The organism is Streptomyces sp. NPDC037401 (genome assembly GCF_055602345.1).
The window spans coordinates 145,476-166,974 of sequence record NZ_JBVJWO010000005.1; the positions used below are offsets into that span (position 1 = coordinate 145,476).

Sequence of the window (21,499 nt, forward strand, 5' to 3'; positions counted from 1 at the left end):
TACGGGGATGGGACGGAACGTGCGGGGATAGAGCGTCTGTGCGAGCCCGATGTTCAGCGAGAGTGTGACACTCCGTCAAGAGCGTAATCCGGTCAAGGTTGTTCGGAATACGGACAGACGCCCGCACCAGTGTGGGCGCGGGCGTCTGCCGGGGTGTATGGGGCGTGTGCGTGGCGGTCCGGACGGGGGTCAGGGAGCCCGTGCGAGGGATCCGCGAGGGGGATTACGCCGGTTCGCGAGCCGCCTCGGGCGGGCGCGGAGCCTGCGCGTGCGGGGTCGCGGCATGCGGGGCGGCTGCCTGGTGCGACAGCAGGGCCGCTGCCGCCCGGGTGCGGCGGGCCGTGCGCAGCGCGTCCCACGTGAGCAGGACCAGTGCGGTCCACACCAGGCCGAAGCCCGCCCAGCGCTCGGCCGGCATCGCCTCGTGGAAGTACACGACACCCAGTGCGAACTGGAAGAGCGGCGCCATGTACTGGAGCAGGCCCAGGGTGGACAGGGGCACGCGGATCGCGGCCGCCCCGAAGCAGATCAGCGGCACGGCCGTCACCACGCCGGTGGCGGCGAGCAGCGCGACGTGGCCGGGTCCCTCGCCGGAGAAGGTCGACTCGCCGGCCGAGCTCAGCCACAGCAGGTAGGCGAGGGCCGGCAGGAACTGCACGGCGGTCTCGGCGGCCAGCGACTCCAGGCCGCCGATGTTGACCTTCTTCTTGATCAGTCCGTACGTGGCGAAGGAGAAGGCCAGGACGAGCGAGACCCACGGCACCCGCCCGTACCCGACGGCGAGCACCAGCACGGCCGTGAAGCCGATGCCGACCGCCGCCCACTGGGCCGGGCGCAGCCGCTCGCCGAGCAGCAGCACGCCCATGGCGATGGTGACCAGCGGGTTGATGAAGTAGCCGAGCGAGGCCTCGACCACCTGGCCGTTGTTGACGGACCAGATGTACACGCCCCAGTTGACCGTGATCACGGAGGCCGCGACCGCGGTCAGGGCCAGCTTGCGGGGCTGCCGGAGTAGCTCGCGTATCCAGCCCCAGCGGCGCATCACCAGCAGGGCCAGGGCCACGAAGCCGAGGGACCAGACCATCCGGTGGGCGAGGATCTCGACCGCGCCGGACGGCTTGAGCAGTGGCCAGAACAAGGGGACGAGCCCCCACATGCCGTATGCGCCGAAACCGTAGAGCAAACCTGCCCGCTGCTCGCTGCCTGACTTCACGGGCCCTCCTGGACGACTTCAAGCCAACCTGATGACCGTAACGCCGGGAGGGCCATCTGTCATGCCCATAGTGGGGAAATGCTCATTACGTGGACGGCTGTGCGAGGTGGCCGGCCAGTGCCTCGGTGATCGCCTGGCCGATCGGCGTGGTCGGGCGGCCGATCAGCCGCGAAAGGTCCCCGCTGGTGTCCGCGAGCCGCCCGCGCGCGATGGCCGCGTCGACGTCGACGAGGATCGCGGCGAAGGCCTCGGGCACTCCGGCGCCGGTGAGCACCGCCAGGTGGGCCTCGGCGGGCACGTCCGCGTACGCGACCTCCCGGCCCGAGCGGGCCGCGACCTCGGCCGCGTACTCGGCCAGGCTCCAGGCGGTGTCGCCGCTGAGCTCGTACGCCCGGTTCACGTGCCCCTCGCCGGTCAGGACGGCGGCCGCCGCGGCGGCGTAGTCGGCGCGCGCCGCGGAGGCGACCCGGCCCTCGCCCGCGCTGGCCACGACCGCGCCGTGCTCCAGCACCGGCCCCAGCCCGGCGGTGTAGTTCTCGTGGTACCAGCCGTTGCGCAGGAAGGTGTACGGCAGGCCCGAGTCGAGGATCGCCTGCTCGGTCGCGCGGTGCTCCGCGGCCAGGTCGAAGTCGGCCTCCGGACCGCCCAGGATCCCGGTGTAGGCGAACTGTGCCACGCCGGCCGCCCGGGCCGCCCCGATCACGGCGGTGTGCTGGGGGATGCGGCGGCCGACCTCGCTGCCGGAGATCAGGAGCACCCGGTCGCCGGGCCGGAAGGCCCCGGCCAGGGAGGCCGGGTCGTCGTAGTCGGCGACGCGCAGCTCGACCCCGCGGGCGGCGAGGCCGGCGGCCTTCTTCTCGTCGCGCACGACGGCGGCGATGCGCTCGGCGGGGACGGTGGCCAGCAGCTCTTCCACGACGAGACTGCCCAGGGCTCCGGTGGCTCCGGTGACGACGATGCTCATGGCGCGCTCCTAGGGGTGCTTTCGGGGTGTGACACCACCCTACGGAGAGCGCTATCGATTCGTAAGTACACACTTTGAAGTAAGGTACTGGTGTGGAAGTAAGCGTGAAGGCCCCGATGTGCCCGTCCCGCGGAGTGCTGGAGCACGTCACCAGCCGCTGGGGCGTCCTTGTCCTGGCCGCGCTGGTGGAGCGCTCGTACCGGTTCAGCGAACTGCGCCGCGAGGTCGGCGGCGTCAGCGAGAAGATGCTCGCCCAGACCCTGCAGACGCTGGAGCGCGACGGCTTCGTGCTGCGCGACGCCAAGCCCGTGATCCCGCCGCGCGTCGACTACTCCCTCACGGCCATGGGGCGGGAGGCCGCCGAGCAGGTGTGGGCGCTGGCCCGCTGGACGGAGCGGCGCACCGCGGACGTGCAGCGCGCCCGCGCCGCATACGACGAGGCCCGGACCTCGTAGGAGATCCGGGCCTCGGCGTATGCCGGGTGCCGTGCGGCGTGGGGTGCCGCCTAGCCGACGACGGTCCAGGTGTCGTTGCCCGCGAGCAGCCGGCCCAGGTCGCCCTTGCCGTTCTGCTCGATGGCGGTGTCGAGCTGCTCCGCCATCTGCGTGTCGTAGACCGGGCGCCGCGTGCTGCGGAACACGCCGATGGGCGTGTGGTGCAGGGTGTCCGGGTCGGCGAGGCGGGAGAGCGCGAAGGCCTGGGTGGGGCTGGCGCTGTACGCGTCGTGGACGACGATCTGCGACTGGTTGTCGGGGGTGACCTGGACGACCTTCAGGTCGCCGGTGGCCGGGTCGCGGACGACGCCCTTGTGGCCGTCGATGCCGAAGCGGATCGGCTTGCCGTGCTCGAGGCGGATCACGGCTTCCTGGGCCTGCTCGCTGTCCTTGAGGACCTCGAACGCGCCGTCGTTGAAGATGTTGCAGTTCTGGTAGATCTCCACCAGCGCCGTGCCCTGGTGGTCGGCGGCCTGCCGCAGCACCTCGGTGAGGTGCTTGCGGTCGGAGTCCACGGTCCGGGCGACGAAGGAGGCCTCGGCCCCGATGGCGAGGGACACCGGGTTGAAGGGCGCGTCGAGGGAGCCCATCGGGGAGGACTTGGTGAGCTTGCCGACCTCGGAGGTCGGCGAGTACTGGCCCTTGGTCAGCCCGTAGATCCGGTTGTTGAACAGCAGGATCTTGAGGTTGACGTTCCGCCGCAGGGCGTGGATCAGGTGGTTGCCGCCGATGGACAGTGCGTCACCGTCACCGGTGACCACCCATACGCTCAGATCCCGGCGCGAGGACGCCAGGCCCGTGGCGATGGCGGGGGCGCGGCCGTGGATCGAGTGCATCCCGTAGGTGTTCATGTAGTACGGGAAGCGGGAGGAGCAGCCGATGCCGGAGACGAAGACGATGTTCTCCTTCGCCAGCCCGAGCTCGGGCATGAAGCCCTGCACGGCGGCGAGCACGGCGTAGTCACCGCAGCCCGGGCACCAGCGGACCTCCTGGTCCGACTTGAAGTCCTTCATGGACTGCCTGGCCTCGGCCTTGGGCACCAGGGACAGCAGGGTGGGCGCCTCGGTCACCTCAGTCATTGATGGCCTCCTTGAGAACCGTCGCGAGCTGCTCCGCCTTGAACGGCATGCCGTTCACCTGGTTGTACGACTGTGCGTCGACCAGGTACTTCGCCCTGATCAGGGTGGCGAGCTGGCCGAGGTTCATTTCCGGCACCACTACCTTGTCGTAACGCCTGAGGACCTCACCCAGATTCCGCGGGAAGGGGTTCAGGTGGCGCAGGTGGGCCTGCGCGATGGGGACCCCGGCGAGCCGCAGCCGGCGTACGGCCGCGGTGATCGGCCCGTAGGTCGAGCCCCAGCCGATGACCAGGGTCTTCGCGCCGTCCGGGTCGTCCACGGCCAGGTCCGGCACCTCGATGCCGTCGATCTTGGCCTGGCGGGTGCGGACCATGAAGTCGTGGTTCGCCGGGTCGTACGAGATGTTGCCCGTGCCGTCCTGCTTCTCGATCCCGCCGATCCGGTGCTCCAGCCCCGGGGTGCCCGGCACCGCCCAGGGGCGGGCCAGGGTCTGCGGGTCGCGCTTGTACGGCCAGAAGACCTCGGTGCCGTCCGCCAGCTCGTGGTTCGGGCCGGTGGCGAACTGAACCCGCAGGTCGGGGAGGTCGTCCAAATCCGGGATCCGCCACGGCTCGGAGCCGTTGGCCAGGTAGCCGTCGGACAGCAGGAACACCGGCGTCCGGTACGTCAGGGCGATCCGGGCCGCGTCCAGGGCCGCGTCGAAGCAGTCCGCCGGGGTCCGCGGGGCGACCACCGGGACCGGTGCCTCGCCGTTGCGCCCGTACATCGCCTGGAGCAGGTCGGCCTGCTCGGTCTTGGTCGGCAGGCCCGTCGAGGGGCCGCCGCGCTGGATGTCCACGATCAGCAGCGGGAGCTCCAGCGAGACCGCCAGGCCGATGGTCTCCGACTTCAGGGCCACGCCCGGCCCGGACGTGGTCGTGACCGCGAGCGCGCCGCCGAACGCCGCGCCGAGCGCCGCGCCGATACCGGCGATCTCGTCCTCGGCCTGGAAGGTCCGCACGCCGAAGTTCTTGTGCTTCGACAGCTCGTGCAGGATGTCCGAAGCCGGGGTGATCGGGTAAGAGCCCAGGTAGAGCGGCAGATCCGCCTGCCGGCCGGCCGCGATAAGGCCGTAGGACAGGGCGAGGTTCCCGGAGATGTTCCGGTAGGTGCCGGTCGGGAACGCCCGGGTCGCGGGTGCGACCTCGTACGACACCGCGAAGTCCTCGGTGGTCTCGCCGAAGTTCCAGCCCGCCCGGAAGGCGGCGACGTTCGCCTCGGCGATCTGCGGCTTCTTCGCGAACTTCGCCCGCAGGAACGCCTCGGTGCCCTCGGTCGGCCGGTGGTACATCCAGCTCAGCAGGCCCAGCGCGAACATGTTCTTGCTGCGCTCGGCCTCCTTGCGGGACAGGCCGTAGTCCTTGAGCGCCTCGACGGTCAGCGTGGTCAGCGGCACCGGGTGGACGTTGTACGCGTCCAGCGAGCCGTCCTCCAGCGGCGAGACCTCGTAGCCCACCTTGGCCATCGGCCGCTTGGTGAACTCGTCGGTGTTGACGATGATCTCCGCGCCGCGCGGCACGTCGGCGATGTTGGCCTTCAGCGCGGCCGGATTCATCGCCACCAGGACGTTCGGTGCGTCGCCCGGCGTGAGGATGTCGTGGTCGGCGAAGTGCAGCTGGAAGGAGGAGACGCCCGGCAGGGTGCCGGCGGGTGCGCGGATCTCGGCGGGGAAGTTCGGCAGCGTGGAGAGGTCGTTGCCGAACGACGCGGTCTCCGAGGTGAACCTGTCACCGGTGAGCTGCATGCCGTCACCGGAGTCGCCCGCGAAGCGGATGATCACCCGGTCGAGGCGGCGTACTTCCTTCTCTCCGGAGGCCACGGGCGTGCGCTGTTCACCAACGACAGCCCCCGCGGCCCCGTCGGCCTGTTCGGCTGGGCTACTGACCTGGCTGGTCACTGAACTGGACCTCCTTCGAGGCGTAGGCGCCCCCAGGCCCACCCTACGACCGTACGGGTGCCCTTCCCCGGGGTGCTCATATTCTGGACGCTACTTTGAGACGTTTCCGATCGGCAGTGCCTGACAGAGTGTCAGTGGATCAAGAGTTCAGATAGGTGAGGACGGCCAGGACCCGCCGGTGATCCCCGTCACTGGGCGAGAGCCCGAGCTTCATGAAGATGTTGCTGACGTGCTTCTCGACCGCGCCGTCGCTGACGACCAGCTGCTTGGCGACCGCGGAGTTCGTCCGCCCCTCGGCCATCAGCCCCAGGACCTCGCGCTCCCGGGGCGTCAGCCCCGCCAGCACGTCCTGCTTGCGGCTGCGGCCCAGCAGCTGGGCGACGACCTCGGGGTCGAGCGCGGTCCCGCCCCTGGCCACCCGGACCACGGCGTCGACGAACTCGCGCACATCGGCCACCCGGTCCTTGAGCAGGTACCCCACACCGGTGCTGGATCCGGCCAGCAGCTCGGTGGCGTACTGCTCCTCCACGTACTGGGACAGCACGAGCACACCTATGCCGGGGTGCTCGGCGCGCAGCCGTACCGCGGCCCGCACGCCTTCGTCGGTGTGCGTGGGCGGCATCCGCACGTCCGCCACGACCACGTCCGGCAGCGCGCTCTCCGCCGCGAGGTCCGCGATCGTCTTCATCAGGGCTTCCGCGTCCCCGACGCCTGCGACGACGTCGTGTCCGCGGTCGGTCAGCAGCCGGGTCAGGCCCTCTCGGAGCAGCACTGAATCCTCGGCGATGACCACCCGTACCCTGTCCTCCACGATTCCGCGCCCCGCATTCGCTCGTCCTGTACCTGGCAGAGCCAAGCATCCCAGTCTTGAGCGCGGGCGGAGGCAAGGTCGACCGAAGGGGTGTTTCCCGAGGGGACGGGATCCGGTCACCGGTGCGGGGGCGCCTCCCAGGGGCGCGGACCGGGTGGCCCGCGGGCGGCTAGCCGCGCCAGGGAAGCTCGGCGGTCACCACGGTCCCGCCACCGCGCGGGGAGTCCAGGACCAGCACCCCGTCCACGGCGCCGAGCCGTTCCGACAGCCCGGCGAGCCCGCTGCCCGCGGTGGCGGACGCGCCGCCGAGGCCGTCGTCGGCGACCTGGATCAGCAGCCGGTCGCCCGACCGCCAGACCTCGATGGTCGCGGTCCTGGCCTGCGCGTGCTTGCTGATGTTCTGCAGCAGCTCGGAGACCGTGAAGTACGCGATCCCCTCGATCGCGGGCGCGGGCCGCGTCGGCAGGTCCACCGAGACCCGCACCCCGCCGGGCACCGTGCAGCGGGACGCGACGGCCGACAGTGCGGCGTCCAGCCCGCGGTCCGTCAGCACCGCCGGGTGGATCCCGCGGGCCAGGTCCCGCAGCTCCTGGAGGGCGATCTTCACTTCGCCGTGCGCCTCGTCGACCATGCGGGCCGCGGCCTGCGGGTCCTCGGCCAGCTTCTCCTTCGCCAGGCCCAGGTCCATCGCGAGGGCCACGAGCCGGGCCTGCGCGCCGTCGTGCAGGTCGCGCTCGATCCGCCGCAGGTCGGCGGCGGCCGTGTCCACCACGACCCCGCGGTCCGACTCCAGCTCGGTCACGCGGGTGGCCAGCCGGGACGGGCCGAGCAGACCGCCGATCAGCATCCGGTCGGCCGCCGCGAACCCCCGCACCAGCCAAGTGGCGGCCAGGACGAACAGCAGGCCGAGCCCGCAGGCCAGGGCGACCAGGACGGGGGCGTCGAGGTAGAAGGTGTAGTCGCCGTTCTGGAACAGCTGGAGCCCCGGCTGGTCGGTGAACGCGGGGAAGACCCAGAACCACGCCGGGTACAGCAGCAGCGACCAGCCGACGGCCACGAAGGTCAGCGACACCGAGAAGGTGAACACCGCCCACGGGAAGTGGATGACGCTGTAGAGCATGTGCCGCCAGGACACCCCGCTCTTGAGCATCGCGCCCATCCAGGCGAGGGCACCCCCCTTGCGCGGCCGCACCGGCTCGGGCTCGTCGATCCGGGCCCCCAGCAGCCCCCGGGCCCGCGCCCGCTCGATCGCCCCGAACCCGCGGCACATGGCCAGCCCGGCGGCGAGCACCGGAATCCCGAGGAAGGTCACGAGCAGCCCGGCCCCGGCACTGATGGCGGTGATCGCGAGGCAGAAGTAGAAGGTGCTCAGCGGCAGCCCGAGCATCAGGTGCCCGAACTCCCGCCAGGTCCGCGCCTCGACCGGAGCCCGCAGCACCGGAGGAAGCCGATGGATGATCCCGCCCTGACTGCTGCCCATGGTCCGTACGTCCGTTCTGCTCAGCTGCTCTCCCACCTACCCCACCACCCTCCCGCCCGCCGCCCCCGGCAACCATGGAGCGAGTAGGTGTCCCACCGTGGGGTTAACCCCACCCCTGGGCTTCGTCAGCCCCGCCGGTGACCTCGGCCAATCCCCAGCCCCGCCGGTGACCTCGGCCAATCCCCAGCCCCGCCGGTGACCTCGGCCAATCCCCAGCCCCGCAGGTGACCCCGGCCAATCCCCAGCCCCGCCGGCGTTTGAGGCGCGGGGTCCGGGGCGGAGCCCCGGGGTGGGGCCGCCGGGGGGCGGAGCCCCCGAAACGGGTGCCGGGCGCAGCCCGTGCACCCGGCGGGTCCGGGGCGCAGCCCCGGGCGGTCCGCGTCGCCACGCGGTTTCGGGAAGGGGCGGGGTGGGGGAAACGCCCCGCAGGGCCCGACCCCGCCCACCCCGGCGCACCCCCGCACCGACCCCGACGCGCCCCACCCTCGGGCCCCGCCGAGCGATACGACGTACAAAACCCGCCCCCACGGTCCCGCACCGGCACGGACCGGCACGGAGGCCGCACGCAAACGGGCCCCGGAGCCGCCCCGGGAACGCCGGGACGGGTCGGGGCCCGGGGGAGGTCAGGATCCGGGGACGCCGGGACAGGTCAGGATCCGGGGACGCCGGGTCCGGTCGGGGCCCGGGACGGGTCACGCGGCCCGCCCCCGCCACGGCAGCTCCGCCGTCACCACCGTCCCGCCCCCCTCCGGCGAGTCGACGACGAACACCCCGTCCACCGCCCCCAACCGCTCCGCGAGCCCCGCCAGCCCGGTCCCGCGCCCCGTCCGCGCGCCCCCCTTCCCGTCGTCCGCGACCCGGATCAGCAGCCGGTCGCCCGACCGCCAGACCTCCACGGACGCACTCCTGGCCTGCGCGTGCTTGCTGACGTTCTGCAGCAGCTCCGAGACCGTGAAGTACGCGATCCCCTCGATCGCCTCCGCCGGCCGCGTCGGCATGTCCACCAGCACCTTCACCCCGCCCGGCACCACGCACCGCGACGCGACCGCCGACAGCGCGGCGTCCAGCCCGCGGTCCGTCAGCACCGCCGGGTGGATCCCGCGGGCCAGGTCCCGCAGTTCCTGAAGCGCCAGCTTCACCTCGCCGTGCGCCTCGTCCACCATCGCCGCCGCCGCGTCCGGGTCTTCCAGCAGCTTCTCCTTCGCCAGGCCCAGCCCCATCGCGAGGGCCACCAGCCGGGCCTGCGCGCCGTCGTGCAGGTCGCGCTCGATCCGCCGCAGGTCGGCGGCGGCGGTGTCGACCACGACCCCGCGGTCCGACTCCAGCTCCGCGATCCGCCGTTCCAGCTCGTCCGACGGCGACAGCAGCGCGCGGACCATCGCCCGGTCGACGTTCGCCATCGCGCGCACCACGTACGGCAGCACCGGCCAGGCGACGAAGATGCCGACGGTGACCGTGGTGAAGGTGAGCACCCCCCACGGCAGCCGCACCGCGTCGTACAGCACCGTCCGCCAGGCCACCGGGTCCTTCAGGCTCGTCCACAGCCAGGGGAAAAAGCCGCCGAAGCCGCCGCGCGCCGGAATCGGCGTCGGCTCGTCGACGCGGACCCCCAGCAGCAGCCGGGCCCGGCCCCGTTCCAGCTTGCCCAGCTGGCGGGACCCCAACAGCCCGAGTGCGAGCAGGGGCAGCCCGATCGCGGTCACGGACAGACCGCTCGCGACGCCGATCATGACAACTACGTAAACAAATCCGCTGATCGACATCGGCAGATTGACGAGGAGGTGCGCGATCTCCTTGCACGTGGCCGCCGCGTACACGGGGCGTACGGCGGGTGGCCGGTCGTCGATGGCGGAGTCGTCGGGAGCGAGGCTGGTCACGGTCATGCCGGACAGCCTGCCGTGCGTTGCCCCGGTCATGCCATGGGGTGGCCGGGGCAGCGTGAACGGGGGATAACCCCACCCCGTCTGGGACACCCCCTAGACTCCCGTCCGTAACAGATCGTGGACAGCGGCCAGGGAGCGAGGAACGGACGTGCCGAACGACCCGACGGTTTCGACCGTCACAGTGCTCGCAGCCGATTACTTCCGGAGTTATTCGGTCGTCGGGCTGCTCGCAGTGATCGGCGTGCTGTTCGTCGCCGTGGCCTTCGGCGCCGGCCGGCTGCTGCGGCCCGTGGTGCCGACTCCCGAGAAGCTGCTGACGTACGAATGCGGTGTGGACCCCGTCGGCGAGGGCTGGGCGCACACCCAGGTCCGCTACTACGTCTACGCGTTCCTCTACGTCATCTTCGCCGTCGACTCGATCTTCCTGTTCCCGTGGGCGACCGTGTTCGCCGCCGCCGGATACGGCGCCACGACCCTGGTGGAGATGTTCATCTTCCTGGGCTTCCTGGCCGTCGGCCTGCTCTACGCATGGAAGAAGGGCGTCCTCGAATGGACGTGACCAGCCCGTCTACGAGCGGGAATTCCGCCCCCGAGCTGCTCCCGGAGCCCAAGCGGCTGGGGGCGCTCGCCCGTCTGGCCCCGGAGCCGATGAAGGTGGTCCTCAACTGGGGCCGCCGCTACAGCCTGTGGGTCTTCAACTTCGGCCTGGCCTGCTGCGCGATCGAGTTCATCGCGGCCTCGATGGCGCGGCACGACTTCATCCGCCTGGGCGTGATCCCCTTCGCGCCGGGCCCGCGCCAGGCCGACCTGATGATCGTCTCCGGCACGGTGACGGACAAGATGGCCCCGGCCGTGAAGCGGCTGTACGAGCAGATGCCCGAGCCGAAGTACGTGATCTCCTTCGGCGCCTGCTCCAACTGCGGCGGCCCGTACTGGGACTCGTACTCCGTCACGAAGGGCGTGGACCAGATCATCCCGGTCGACGTCTACGTGCCGGGCTGTCCGCCCCGCCCCGAGGCCCTCCTGCAGGGAATCCTCAAGCTCCAGGAGAAGATCGCCCGGGAGTCGCTCGACGAGCGCTACAGCTCGGCGCGTCCTTCGGTGGCCGCTCTGACCAGCGGACTGGTCACCCCGCCGGCCCCTCCGGCGTCCGCTCCTGATGCGGCTCCGGCCTCTGCTCCGGCCTCGGCCGAGGGGGAGGAGCGGGCGTGAACCTGTACGACTCCCTTCCCGATGCCGCCGGCGAGGTGTTCGGCGTCGAGGCCGTGGCCGAGTCGGCCTACGACCTCCTCACCGTCGACGTGCCGGTCGGCAGCTGGATCGCGGCCCTGGAGATCGCCCGGGACAAGCTGGGCTGCACCTACTTCGACTGGCTGAGCGCGGTCGACGAGCCGGGCACCGGATTCCGGGTGTGCGCGCACGTCGTCGCGCTGGAGTCGGGGCGCGTCCGCCGCCTGCTGCTGCGGACCACGGTCCCGCACTCCGCCCCCTCGCTGCCGTCCGCGGTCGCCGTCTACGCGGGCGCGGCCTGGCACGAGCGCGAGACGTACGAGATGTTCGGCGTCGTCTTCACCGACCACCCGCACCTGGTCCCGCTCCTCCTTCCCGAGGGCTTCGAAGGCCACCCGCTGCGCAAGGACTTCGTCCTGGCGGCGCGGGTCGCCAAGGCGTGGCCCGGGGCGAAGGAGCCGGGCGAGGGCGCGGACCACGGCGGCCCGAAGCGCCGGCAGATGCTCCCGCCGGGCGTTCCCGACCCCAACGACTGGGGCCCGATGAAGGGCCAGCTCCCGCCGGCCCCGGCCCGCCCGGCCCGTACTCCGCGTGCGGCGGCAGGCGCGGCCGGCGCCGAGGGCGCCCCGGCCCGCCGCCCCCGCGCGGCAGCGGGCGAAGGCGCCCCGGTCCGCCGCACCCGCTCGGTCGCGGAGGGCTCGGCAAGCCAGGCGGCCCCGGAGACCCCGGCGGCCTCCGAGGCGTCGGCGACCTCCGAGACCCCGGCGGCCCGCCCTCCGCGGCGCACCCGTACGACGGCGGACGGCTCGGCGAGCCAGGCCGCACCCGGGACTCCGGCGGAGCCGAAGGCGGCACCCGCCGAGCCCCCGGCTGCCCCGGCTCGCACCCATACGACGGCGGACGGCTCGGCGAGCCAGGCCGCACCCGGGACTCCGGCGGAGCCGAAGGCGGCACCCGCCGAGCCCCCGGCTCCGCCGCGGACCCCGCGCAGCCCGGACGCCCCGTGGCACCACGCCCGTCCCGCGTTCGACGAGCCCGCGCCCCCGTCCGCCGCGCCGCAGCCCGACGGCGCGGCACCGGACAACGGGACCGCAGCCGAACCGCAGGCCGACAAGCCGGCCGGCGGCGATGCGGACGCGCCCCGAACCCCCACCGATCCCGAAACCGACACCGGAGGCGACGCGTGAACGACGTCCTCGACGTCGCGCTGCGACTGATCGTCGTCTTCGCGGTCTTCCTCGTGATGCCGCTCGTCATCGGCCAGACCGAGCACAAGGTCATGGCCCACATGCAGGGCCGCCTCGGCCCCATGTACGCGGGCGGATTCCACGGCTGGGCCCAGCTCGTCGCCGACGGCGTCAAGTTCGCGCAGAAGGAAGACATCGTCCCGGCCAACGCCGACCGGCGGATCTTCCAGCTCGCCCCCGCCGTCGCGCTGCTCCCGTACCTCCTCGTGATCCTCGTGATCCCGATCGGCCGGGGCGAGGGCGCCGTCGGACAGGTCGTCGACGCGGGCGTGTTCTTCGCCCTCGCCGTCATGGGCATCGGCGTGCTCGGCAGCCTCATGGCCGGCTGGGCCTCGGCGAACAAGTTCTCCCTGCTCGGCGGCCTGCGCACCGCCGCCCAGCTGCTCGCCTACGAGCTGCCCATGCTCCTCGCCGCCGCCTCGGTCGCCATGGCCGCCGGCACGGTCTCCCTGCCCGGGATCGTCGAGGCGTTCGAGTGGTGGTGGCTGCCCTGGCAGATCGTCGGCGCCCTGGTCTTCTTCACCGCGGGCCTCGCCGAACTCCAGCGTCCCCCCTTCGACATGCCCGTCGCCGACTCGGAGATCATCTTCGGTGCCTACACCGAGTACACCGGTCTCCGCTTCGCGCTGTTCCTCCTCGCCGAGTACGCCGGCATCGTCGTCCTCTGCGCCCTGACGACCGTCCTCTTCCTCGGCGGCTGGCACGGGCCCTTCGGCGGCGACGGCCTCGGCTGGGTCTGGACCCTCCTCAAGGTCGCCATCCTGGCCTTCGGCGTGATCTGGCTCCGCGTGACCTACCCGCGGCTGCGCGAGGACCAGCTCCAGAAGCTCGCCTGGACCACACTCATCCCGCTCGCGCTCGCTCAGATCGCGCTCACCGGCATCGTGAAGGTGGCGATCGGATAATGCCCATCCCCGGATCCGGCCTGGCCAAGGGCCTCGCCGTCACCCTGCGCACGATGACCAAGCGGTCCCACACGGCGCAGTACCCCGACGTCCAGCCCCACCTGCCGCCGCGCAGCCGCGGCGTCATCGGGCTGTTCGAGGAGAACTGCACCGTGTGCATGCTCTGCGCGCGCGAGTGCCCCGACTGGTGCATCTACATCGACTCCCACAAGGAGACGGTCCCGGCCGCCGCCCCCGGTGGCCGTGAGCGCAGCCGCAACGTCCTCGACCGGTTCGCCATCGACTTCTCCCTCTGCATGTACTGCGGCATCTGCATCGAGGTGTGCCCCTTCGACGCACTCTTCTGGTCGCCGGAGTTCGAGTACGCGGAGACGGACATCCACGAACTCACCCACGAGCGCGACAAGCTGCGCGAGTGGATGTGGACGGTCCCGGCCCCGCCCGCACTCGACCCGGCCGCCGAGGAGCCGAAGGAGCTCGCCGCCGCCCGCAAGGCCGTCGAGAAGCTGGAGGCCGCCGCTGCCGCCGAGGCCGAGGCGGCCGCCGCCCCCGACGCGCCGACCGACCCGTCCGGACCCGCTGCCCCCGAGGGAGGTGCCGACCGATGAGCACGCTCACCCTTGCCGCATCAGCCGCCGGCTCCGCCACCGGCCCCGGCTTCCTCTCCCCGACCGGCGTCGAGATCGCCTTCGTGCTCGTCGGCATCGCCACCCTCGGCGCGGCCCTCGTCACCGTCACGACCAAGCAGCTCGTGCACGCGGCGCTGTGGCTGGTCGTGGCGCTCGGCGGGATCGCCGTGGAGTACCTGCTCCTGACGGCGGAGTTCATCGCCTGGGTGCAGGTGCTGATCTACGTCGGTTCCGTGGTCGTCCTCCTCCTCTTCGGACTGATGCTCACCAAGGCCCCCATCGGACGGTCACCCGACGCCGACTCGGGGAACCGCCTGTCGGCCCTCGTCGTCGCCGTGGCCGCGGCCGGCGCCCTGGTCTGGGTGGTCGTCGACGCCTTCCGCACCACCTGGATCGACCTCGACGGCCCGGCCCAGGGCTCCACCAAGGTCACCGGCGAGTTCCTGTTCCGGCACTGGGTGCTGCCCTTCGAGGCGCTGTCCGTCCTGCTGCTGGCCGCCCTCGTCGGCGCGATCGTCCTCTCCCGCAAGACCCCCGCCACCGACGGCACCGGTCAGGAGCAGCGCTGATGCACCTCGCCTATCCCGCCGTGCTCGCGGCGCTCCTCTTCTGCACGGGCCTGTACGGAGTACTCGCCCGCCGCAACGCCATCCTGGTGCTGATGTCCGTCGAGCTGATGCTCAACGCCGTCAACCTCAACCTGGTGGCCTTCGACGTCTGGCTGCGCGACACCCTGCACGCCGGCCAGGCCCTCACCCTCTTCACCATCGCCATCGCGGCAGCCGAGATCGGCATCGGCATGGCGATCGTGCTGATGGTCTACCGCAACCGCGGCACCGCGGACATCGACAGGCTGCGCGACACCGCCGAGGGCCACGAGCCCGGACCGACCACAGCAAGCACCCAGCCCGCCGACCAGGCCGCCCGCGCAACCGGAGCCGCCGCGTGAGCACCACGACCCTCGCCGTCCTCGTCCCGCTGCTGCCCTTCCTGGGCGCGGTGGCCGGACTGCTGCTCGGCCGCAAGGCCCCCGGATTCGTCCGCCCGCTGGCCGTGCTGCCCACCGTGGCCGCCGCGGTCCTCGCCGTACTCGTCGCCGCACGCGTCGGCAACGGCAAAGACGTCCACGCCGCCACGGAACTGACCCCCACCGGCTCGGTGCCGATCGAACTAGCCCTCAACCTGGACGGCTTCGCGGTCCTCGTGGCGGTCCTCGTCGGCATCGTCGCCACCTGCGTCCAGCTCTACTCGACGGCGTACCTGCGCGAGGACCCGCGCTACCCGTCCTACGCGGCTCTCGTCTCACTGTTCACCTCCGCCATGCTGCTCGTCGTCTACTCCGGCGACCTGATGGTGCTGCTGGTCGGCTGGGAGATCATGGGCATCTGCTCGTACTTCCTGGTCGGCCACTACTGGGAGACCGAGGCGGCCCGCTCCGCCTCCCTCAAGGCCTTCCTGGTCACCAAGCTCGGTGACGTCCCCTTCCTGTTCGGCATGTTCGCGCTCGCCGCGGACGCCGGCTCCTTCCGGATCAGCAAGATCCTCGGGGCCGTGGCCGCGGGCGGCCTCGACCACCCGACCCTGATCGCGCTGCTCCTCCTGGCCGGCGTCGCGGGCAAGTCCGCGCAGTTCCCGCTGCACACCTGGCTCCCGGACGCCATGGCGGGCCCGACCCCGGTCTCGGCACTGATCCACGCCGCGACGATGGTCGCCGCCGGTGTCTACTTCATCGCCCGTCTCCTCCCGGTCTTCGCGGCCTCCCAGGCCGCCCTCGTGGTCATGGCCGTCATGGCGGCCGTGACGATGGTCGGTTCGGCGCTCGCCGCCCTCGCGCAGGACGACATCAAGCGCGTCCTCGCGTACTCCACGGTCGGCCAGCTCGGCTACATGACCGGAGCCCTGGCCGTCGGCGACCGCGGTGCCGCCGTCTTCCACCTCCTGTCCCACGGCTTCTTCAAGGCGCTGCTCTTCCTCGGCGCCGGCGTGATCATCCACGCCGCGGGGACGAACTCCCTGGCCGCCATGTCCCGCATGGACGGCCTGGCCAAGCGCATCCCCGACGCCTTCTGGACCATGACGATCGCGCTGCTCGCCCTCGCGGCGCTCCCGCCGTTCGCCGGCTTCTTCTCCAAGGAAGCCGTCCTAGTCGCCGCCGAGCAGACGGCCGTCGGCCACTCCGACATCGCCCCCTCGGCCGCCGGCTGGACCGTCCTCGTCGCCGGCGTGCTGACCGCCCTGCTCACCGCCGCCTACGCCACCCGCCTGTGGCTGATGGCCTTCCGCGGCCACGGCGAGCAGGCCCCCGACCACGGCCGCCAGCCCTTCGCCATGACCGGCGTGCTCTGGCTGCTCGCCGTCCCCACCCTCGCCTTCGGACTCGGCGTCGGCGAGCTCCCCGGCTGGTTCGACGGCAACGAGCTCACCCCGACCCTGCTCACCAGCCTGCTCGGCACCGGAGCCGCGCTCGTCGGCGCGGTCCTCACCTACGGCCTGTGGCAGCGCGCCGCCCGCGACGCCGCCCGCACCGAGGCCCCCGCGGCCGCCGCCGACCCCGGCCGGCTGCTCCTCGGCCCCCTGCACGCGCACGCCGCGACCGGCTTCCACCTCGACGCCGTCTACGCCGCGCTGTTCGTCCGCCCCGTACAGGCCGCCGCCACGCTGGTCCGCTTCCTGGACCGCGAGGTCGTCGACACGTACGTACGCGGAGCCGGAGCCGGCCCCCGGCTGCTCGGCACGCTCGTCCGCCGCGCCCAGACGGGCAACGTGCAGACCTACCTGAGCGCCCTGCTCGCGGGTTCCGTGGTCCTCGCGGTCGCCGCCGCCGTCCTTGCCAACGTCAACGCCGGATCGTGAGCCGTGAGTCAGCCGTGATTGATATCAGCGCATCCGTGATGCAGTTCCTTCTGGCGTTCATCGTGGCCGCACCCCTGCTCGGCGCCGCCGCGGCCCTGCTCCCGGCACCGCCCGGGCTCAAGGGCCGCAGCCCCGAACAGGCCGTCCTGCGCCACGGCGTCACCGTCACCGGCGTGATCCTCGCCGCCGCCGTCGCCCTGGCGCTCGGCTTCGACCACGACGCCCCCGCCCGCTTCCAGGCGACGACCGACATCAGCTGGATCCAGGCGCTGAACGTCCGGATCCACCTCGGCGTCGACGGCATCTCGCTCCCCCTTCTCCTGATGACCGCGCTGCTGTTCTTCCTCTGCGCGCTCTACAGCTACTTCAAGCTCCCCGCAGGCCCGTCCCCCAAGGCCTTCGTCGCCCTGCTGCTCGTCCTCGAGTCCGGCACCCTCGCGACCTTCGCCGTCCTCGACCTGCTGCTCTTCTTCCTCGCCTTCGAGATGGTCCTCATCCCGATGTACTTCCTCATCGCCCGCTGGGGCGGTGACCAGCGGCGCGCGGCCGCCTGGAAGTTCATCCTCTACACGCTGCTCGGTTCCGTGGTCATGCTGCTCGGCCTGCTGCTCATCGGCCTGAGCGCGGGCACGTTCGACATGGTGGCACTGGCCACTGACAACGGCCGCGGGCTGACCCACACCACCCAGCTCCTGGCCGTCCTCGCCATCGGCATCGGCCTGGCCGTGAAGACCCCGATGTGGCCCCTGCACAGCTGGCTCCCCGCGGCCCACACCGCCGCCCCGACCGTCGGCTCCGTACTCCTCGCCGGCGTGCTGCTGAAGATGGGCACGTACGGTTTCGTGCGCATCCTGCTGCCGGTCACACCCAGCGGCATGACGACCTTCGCGCCGTACCTGGCCGCCTTCGCCGTCGTCGGCATCATCTACGGATCCCTCGCCTGCCTCGCGCTGGCCCGCAAGGGCTCCAAGGGCGACCTCAAGCGCCTCATCGCGTACTCGTCCGTCGGCCACATGGGCTTCGTCCTGCTCGGCATCGCGACAATGACCCCCACCGGCGTCAACGGCGCGCTCTTCGCCAACATCGGCCACGGCCTGATCACCGGCCTGCTCTTCTTCCTGGTCGGCGCGCTCAAGGACCGCTACGGCACCAGCGACCTCGACACCCTCGCCGGAGCCACCGGCGCCGCCCTCTACGGCCGCGCCCCCCGCCTCGGCGCCCTGCTCGCCTTCGCCGCCGTCGCCTCGCTCGGACTGCCCGGCCTCGCCGGCTTCTGGGGCGAGATGCTGGCCCTCTTCGGCGCCTTCGACCCCGCCCCCGGCCTCAGCCGCCCCGCCTTCCTCACCTTCATGGTGATCGGCGGCATCGGCACCCTCCTGACCGCCGCGTACCTCCTGATCGTCGTGCGCCGGGTGTGCATGGGCGAGCACCTGCCCGCCGACCCGGAGGCCCACCCGGAGGCCAGGCCGGACGACCTGCCCGCCCCGCTGGCCGACGTCCACGGCTACGAGTTCGCCGCCTGGACCCCGCTCGTCCTGCTCACCGTCCTCGCCGGCCTGTGGCCCGCGGTCCTCCTCGGCCTCACCGACCCGGCCGTGCAGAAGCTCCTCGCAGGAGGCAACTCATGACGGCGACCCTCGCCTCCGACACCGCGGTGCTGGCCGCGTCCACCGGCTCCAGCCTCGTCCAGAACATCGACTGGCTCGCCATCGCGCCGCCGACCATCGCCGCCGTCGTCGGCCTGGTCGTCCTCGTCGCCGACCTCTTCGTGGCCGAGCGGAAGAAGGCCCTCCTGGGCTGGATCTCCGTGGCCGGCCTCGCCGCCGCGACGCTGTCCCTGCTGCCGCTGACCGACGGCGACCGCACCACCTTCTGCGTGGTCGGCGAACCGGACGCGTGCAGCTACGCCGCCGACCACTTCGCGCTGATCGTGCAGTTCCTGGTGCTCGCCGGAGCGCTGCTGACCGCGCTGCTGTCGGTCACCGCGGTCAAGGACACCCGGCTGCCCGCCGGCGAGTACTGGTTCCTGCTGCTCTCCTCCGCGGCCGGCGCGGCCCTGCTGCCGGCCTCCCGCGACCTGGCCACCCTGATCGTCGCCCTCGAAGTCGCCTCGCTGCCCGCCTTCGCGCTCGTGGGCATGCGCCGCGGGAACCGGCTCTCCTCCGAGGCCGCGCTCAAGTTCTTCCTGTCGTCCGTCACCGCCACCGCCGTCTCGCTGCTGGGCGTCAGCTTCGTCTACGCCGCCACCGGCAGCCTGCACCTGAGCCGGATCGCCGACGGTCTGGAGGACGTGCCCGGACAGCTCGACACCCTCGCCATGGCGGGCGTCGCGCTCACCCTCGTCGGCTTCGCCTTCAAGACGGCCGCCGTCCCCTTCCACTTCTGGGTGCCGGACACGTACATCGGCGCCCCCCTGCCCATCGCCGCGTTCCTGTCGGTGATCGGCAAGGCGGTCGGCTTCACCGGCCTGATCCTGGTCACGGTGCTGGCCTTCCCCGCGTACTCCCACATCTGGGGGCCCGTGCTGGCCGTCCTCGCCGCGCTCACGATGACCCTCGGGAACGCCGCCGCGCTGCGCCAGGACCCCGACCGCGCCCACAGCGCCGTGCGGCTGCTCGCCTGGTCCTCGGTCGGCCAGGCCGGGTACCTGCTCGTCCCGATCGCGGCGGCCGCGTACACCGACCGCGACCAGATCGGCGCGACCGTCGCCTACGCGCTCATGTACGGCGCCGTGAACCTCGGCGCCTTCGCCGTGGCCGCGCTCGTCGCCCGCACCGCGCCGCTCAACCGGATCAGCGACTACCGCGGGCTGTACGCACGCCGGCCCCTCGCCGCCCTCTCGCTGGCCTTCTTCCTGCTCTGCCTCGCCGGCCTGCCGCCGGGCATCGTCGGCCTCTTCGCCAAGGTCGCGGTCTTCCGCTCCGCCGTGGACGCGGGCCTCGGCTGGCTGGCCGTCGTCATGGCCGTCAACGTCGTCGTGGCGCTCTACTACTACCTGCAGTGGACGGCGCTCCTCTTCCGCCCGGCCCCCGCCGGGGACGCGGCAGAGGCGCCGGGCGCGGCGGAGACCGCGGAGCCGGCGGGGTCGGCGGACGGCGCCGCGACCGCCGGGCCGGTCCGCCCCCGGGTGCCGCTGCCCGTCACCGTGACGATCGCCCTCACCGCCGTCGTCGCCGTGGTCCTCTCGGGCGCCCCGCAGCTGGTGCTGCGCTTCGCGGCGGGCAGCCTCTTCCCGCAGTAGGCCGCCGGGCAGGCCGACCGCGCGCGTGCCGCTGCGCCCCGTGCGCGCCCTTGCGCGCCGGTACGCACGCGTCGCCCGTTCGGCCCAACCGCCGGTCCCGCCCCCGCCCCGTGCCCGTGGGCGGGCGGCCGGGAACCACCGGTCCTCGCGTGGCGTTGACCAGGTAGGGAGGGTCCACTTGGACGTAGACCCTCTCCAGGGTTCCCCTGCCGCACCACTTGGAGGGCGTACCGTGCACCGCCGGCACAACGGGCTGAAGACCGCCGTACTCCTCGGCGGACTGTCGGCACTCATCATCGTCATCGGCAGCCTGTTCGGCAGGACCGGCCTGATCGTCGCGGTCTTCGTGGCGCTCGGGACGAACGCTTACGCGTACTGGAACAGCGACAAGCTGGCTCTACGCGCGATGCGTGCCCGCCCGGTCAGCGAGTTCGAGGCCCCCGAGCTGTACCGCATGGTGCGGGAGCTCTCCACGTCCGCCCGCCAGCCCATGCCGCGGCTGTACATCTCCCCGACCGAGGCGCCGAACGCCTTCGCCACGGGCCGCAATCCGCGCAACGCCGCCGTGTGCTGCACGGAAGGCATCCTGCGCATCCTCGACGAGCGCGAGCTGCGCGGCGTGATCGGACACGAGCTGAGCCACGTCTACAACCGCGACATCCTCATCTCCTCGGTCGCCGGCGCGCTCGCCTCCGTGATCATGTTCCTGGTCAACTTCGCCTGGCTGATCCCGGTCGGCCGGTCCGACGACGACGAGGGCCCGGGTCTGATCGGCATGCTCCTCGTCATGATCCTGGGTCCGCTGGCCGCCTCGGTCATCCAACTGGCCATCAGCCGCTCGCGGGAGTACGAGGCGGACGCCTCGGGGGCCCAGCTCACCGGCGACCCGCTCGCCCTGGCCAGCGCGCTGCGCAAGCTCGACGCGGGCACGAAACAGCTTCCCCTGCCCCCCGAGCCCCGGCTGGAGACCGCGAGCCACATGATGATCGCGAACCCCTTCCGCCCGGACAGGGGGCTCTCCAGGATGTTCTCGACCCACCCGCCCATGGCCGAACGCATCGCCAGGCTCGAACAGATGGCAGGCCGTCACCAGTGAAGATGGACCGATGAAGACAATCCTGAACGTCATATGGCTCGTGCTCAGCGGCTTCTGGCTGTTCCTGGGCTACTGCCTCGCAGGCCTCATCCTCTGCATCACCATCATCGGCATCCCGTTCGGCATCGCGGCGTTCCGGATCGCCCTCTACGCCCTCTGGCCGTTCGGCTACACCACGGTCGAGCGCCGTGACGCCGGCGCCCCCTCCTGCGTGGGCAACGTCCTCTGGCTGGTCCTGGCCGGCTGGTGGCTGGCCCTGGGGCACATCGTCACGGGCATCGCCCTGTGCATCACGATCATCGGCATCCCCTTCGGCATCGCCAACTTCAAGATGATCCCCATCTCGCTGCTCCCGCTGGGCCGCGAAATCGTCCCCACGGACGCGCCGTTCGCCTCCCGGTGACCCCGGCGGCGTCCGACGGGCTCGGCGCGGGGCCC

General features: G+C 72.0%; 20 protein-coding genes. 13 read left to right on the top strand and 7 right to left on the bottom strand.

The window, feature by feature from the left end:
* Nucleotides 1-223: 223 nt before the first annotated feature.
* Both rarD and ACZ7H1_RS06315 read right to left on the bottom strand, forming a co-directional pair.
* Nucleotides 224-1,213, bottom strand: coding sequence for an EamA family transporter RarD (gene rarD / locus ACZ7H1_RS06310; protein ID WP_470784220.1), 990 nt, complete (start codon nucleotides 1,211-1,213; stop codon nucleotides 224-226).
* Nucleotides 1,214-1,298: 85 nt separating this feature from the next.
* A complete protein-coding gene (locus tag ACZ7H1_RS06315) occupies nucleotides 1,299-2,177 on the bottom strand; it encodes an SDR family oxidoreductase (protein WP_470784221.1) in 879 nt (292 codons plus the stop codon).
* Nucleotides 2,178-2,293: 116 nt separating this feature from the next.
* Here ACZ7H1_RS06315 and ACZ7H1_RS06320 point away from each other — a divergent pair, with 116 nt between their 5' ends.
* On the top strand, nucleotides 2,294-2,632 hold the full coding sequence (locus ACZ7H1_RS06320) for a winged helix-turn-helix transcriptional regulator (protein WP_470784445.1): 339 nt from the start codon (nucleotides 2,294-2,296) through the stop codon (nucleotides 2,630-2,632).
* Between the two features lie 50 nt (nucleotides 2,633-2,682).
* Here the strand turns inward: ACZ7H1_RS06320 and ACZ7H1_RS06325 are convergent, their stop codons facing one another.
* From ACZ7H1_RS06325 to ACZ7H1_RS06345, 5 genes are all read right to left on the bottom strand, one after another.
* On the bottom strand, nucleotides 2,683-3,750 hold the full coding sequence (locus tag ACZ7H1_RS06325; RefSeq protein ID WP_470784223.1) for a 2-oxoacid:ferredoxin oxidoreductase subunit beta: 1,068 nt from the start codon (nucleotides 3,748-3,750) through the stop codon (nucleotides 2,683-2,685).
* Nucleotides 3,743-5,686, bottom strand: a complete 1,944-nt coding sequence (locus tag ACZ7H1_RS06330) for a 2-oxoacid:acceptor oxidoreductase subunit alpha (protein WP_470784225.1) — start codon at nucleotides 5,684-5,686, stop codon at nucleotides 3,743-3,745. The genes ACZ7H1_RS06325 and ACZ7H1_RS06330 overlap by 8 nt, the downstream gene beginning before the upstream one ends.
* A gap of 139 nt (nucleotides 5,687-5,825) precedes the next feature.
* The gene (locus ACZ7H1_RS06335; protein ID WP_470784227.1) at nucleotides 5,826-6,497 is read right to left on the bottom strand and encodes a response regulator transcription factor; all 672 of its coding nucleotides are present in this window, start codon (nucleotides 6,495-6,497) and stop codon (nucleotides 5,826-5,828) included.
* Between the two features lie 169 nt (nucleotides 6,498-6,666).
* Nucleotides 6,667-7,977: a sensor histidine kinase gene (locus ACZ7H1_RS06340; RefSeq protein WP_470784447.1), complete on the bottom strand. Its 1,311-nt coding sequence runs from the start codon at nucleotides 7,975-7,977 to the stop codon at nucleotides 6,667-6,669.
* A 692-nt stretch (nucleotides 7,978-8,669) separates the two neighbouring features.
* A complete protein-coding gene (locus tag ACZ7H1_RS06345) occupies nucleotides 8,670-9,860 on the bottom strand; it encodes a sensor histidine kinase (protein ID WP_470784228.1) in 1,191 nt (396 codons plus the stop codon).
* Between the two features lie 148 nt (nucleotides 9,861-10,008).
* Here ACZ7H1_RS06345 and ACZ7H1_RS06350 point away from each other — a divergent pair, with 148 nt between their 5' ends.
* The 12 genes from ACZ7H1_RS06350 to ACZ7H1_RS06405 all read left to right on the top strand — a co-directional run bounded on the left by ACZ7H1_RS06350 (nucleotide 10,009) and on the right by ACZ7H1_RS06405 (nucleotide 21,464).
* Complete coding sequence (locus tag ACZ7H1_RS06350; protein WP_470784230.1) at nucleotides 10,009-10,419, top strand: NADH-quinone oxidoreductase subunit A; 411 nt, start codon at nucleotides 10,009-10,011, stop codon at nucleotides 10,417-10,419.
* Nucleotides 10,410-11,072 carry an NADH-quinone oxidoreductase subunit B gene (locus tag ACZ7H1_RS06355; RefSeq protein WP_470784232.1) on the top strand — a complete coding sequence of 221 codons (663 nt, stop codon included), beginning with the start codon at nucleotides 10,410-10,412 and terminating at the stop codon, nucleotides 11,070-11,072. The genes ACZ7H1_RS06350 and ACZ7H1_RS06355 overlap by 10 nt, the downstream gene beginning before the upstream one ends.
* Nucleotides 11,069-12,277 (top strand): NADH-quinone oxidoreductase subunit C, encoded by a 1,209-nt coding sequence (locus ACZ7H1_RS06360; RefSeq protein WP_470784234.1) that lies wholly within the window; start codon nucleotides 11,069-11,071, stop codon nucleotides 12,275-12,277. The genes ACZ7H1_RS06355 and ACZ7H1_RS06360 overlap by 4 nt, the downstream gene beginning before the upstream one ends.
* The gene (locus ACZ7H1_RS06365; RefSeq protein WP_470784236.1) at nucleotides 12,274-13,242 is read left to right on the top strand and encodes a complex I subunit 1/NuoH family protein; all 969 of its coding nucleotides are present in this window, start codon (nucleotides 12,274-12,276) and stop codon (nucleotides 13,240-13,242) included. The genes ACZ7H1_RS06360 and ACZ7H1_RS06365 overlap by 4 nt, the downstream gene beginning before the upstream one ends.
* The gene (locus ACZ7H1_RS06370) at nucleotides 13,239-13,850 is read left to right on the top strand and encodes a NuoI/complex I 23 kDa subunit family protein (protein ID WP_470784448.1); all 612 of its coding nucleotides are present in this window, start codon (nucleotides 13,239-13,241) and stop codon (nucleotides 13,848-13,850) included. The genes ACZ7H1_RS06365 and ACZ7H1_RS06370 overlap by 4 nt, the downstream gene beginning before the upstream one ends.
* Nucleotides 13,847-14,440, top strand: coding sequence for an NADH-quinone oxidoreductase subunit J family protein (locus ACZ7H1_RS06375; RefSeq protein ID WP_470784237.1), 594 nt, complete (start codon nucleotides 13,847-13,849; stop codon nucleotides 14,438-14,440). Before ACZ7H1_RS06370 ends, ACZ7H1_RS06375 begins: the two co-directional genes overlap by 4 nt.
* Nucleotides 14,440-14,820 (top strand): NADH-quinone oxidoreductase subunit NuoK, encoded by a 381-nt coding sequence (gene nuoK / locus ACZ7H1_RS06380; RefSeq protein WP_470784238.1) that lies wholly within the window; start codon nucleotides 14,440-14,442, stop codon nucleotides 14,818-14,820. The genes ACZ7H1_RS06375 and nuoK overlap by 1 nt, the downstream gene beginning before the upstream one ends.
* A complete protein-coding gene (locus ACZ7H1_RS06385; RefSeq protein WP_470784240.1) occupies nucleotides 14,817-16,724 on the top strand; it encodes an NADH-quinone oxidoreductase subunit 5 family protein in 1,908 nt (635 codons plus the stop codon). The genes nuoK and ACZ7H1_RS06385 overlap by 4 nt, the downstream gene beginning before the upstream one ends.
* A gap of 14 nt (nucleotides 16,725-16,738) precedes the next feature.
* On the top strand, nucleotides 16,739-18,352 hold the full coding sequence (locus tag ACZ7H1_RS06390) for a complex I subunit 4 family protein (RefSeq protein ID WP_470784242.1): 1,614 nt from the start codon (nucleotides 16,739-16,741) through the stop codon (nucleotides 18,350-18,352).
* A complete protein-coding gene (locus tag ACZ7H1_RS06395; protein WP_470784243.1) occupies nucleotides 18,349-19,965 on the top strand; it encodes an NADH-quinone oxidoreductase subunit N in 1,617 nt (538 codons plus the stop codon). Before ACZ7H1_RS06390 ends, ACZ7H1_RS06395 begins: the two co-directional genes overlap by 4 nt.
* Before the next feature lie 232 nt (nucleotides 19,966-20,197).
* Nucleotides 20,198-21,061 carry a zinc metalloprotease HtpX gene (htpX, locus tag ACZ7H1_RS06400; protein WP_470784245.1) on the top strand — a complete coding sequence of 288 codons (864 nt, stop codon included), beginning with the start codon at nucleotides 20,198-20,200 and terminating at the stop codon, nucleotides 21,059-21,061.
* Nucleotides 21,062-21,071: 10 nt separating this feature from the next.
* On the top strand, nucleotides 21,072-21,464 hold the full coding sequence (locus tag ACZ7H1_RS06405; protein WP_365041111.1) for a YccF domain-containing protein: 393 nt from the start codon (nucleotides 21,072-21,074) through the stop codon (nucleotides 21,462-21,464).
* The last annotated feature ends 35 nt before the right edge of the window (nucleotides 21,465-21,499 follow it).

Excerpts from the sequence above, each read along its gene's own strand:
- ACZ7H1_RS06405 (WP_365041111.1), top strand. The coding sequence starts at position 21,072 with ATGAAGACAATCCTGAACGTCATATGGCTCGTGCTCAGCGGCTTCTGG.
- ACZ7H1_RS06355 (WP_470784232.1), top strand. The coding sequence starts at position 10,410 with ATGGACGTGACCAGCCCGTCTACGAGCGGGAATTCCGCCCCCGAGCTG.
- ACZ7H1_RS06375 (WP_470784237.1), top strand. The coding sequence starts at position 13,847 with ATGAGCACGCTCACCCTTGCCGCATCAGCCGCCGGCTCCGCCACCGGC.
- nuoK (WP_470784238.1), top strand. The coding sequence starts at position 14,440 with ATGCACCTCGCCTATCCCGCCGTGCTCGCGGCGCTCCTCTTCTGCACG.
- ACZ7H1_RS06320 (WP_470784445.1), top strand. The coding sequence starts at position 2,294 with ATGTGCCCGTCCCGCGGAGTGCTGGAGCACGTCACCAGCCGCTGGGGC.
- ACZ7H1_RS06340 (WP_470784447.1), bottom strand. The coding sequence starts at position 7,977 with ATGGGCAGCAGTCAGGGCGGGATCATCCATCGGCTTCCTCCGGTGCTG.
- ACZ7H1_RS06315 (WP_470784221.1), bottom strand. The coding sequence starts at position 2,177 with ATGAGCATCGTCGTCACCGGAGCCACCGGAGCCCTGGGCAGTCTCGTC.
- ACZ7H1_RS06325 (WP_470784223.1), bottom strand. The coding sequence starts at position 3,750 with ATGACTGAGGTGACCGAGGCGCCCACCCTGCTGTCCCTGGTGCCCAAG.
- ACZ7H1_RS06395 (WP_470784243.1), top strand. The coding sequence starts at position 18,349 with ATGACGGCGACCCTCGCCTCCGACACCGCGGTGCTGGCCGCGTCCACC.
- ACZ7H1_RS06345 (WP_470784228.1), bottom strand. The coding sequence starts at position 9,860 with ATGACCGTGACCAGCCTCGCTCCCGACGACTCCGCCATCGACGACCGG.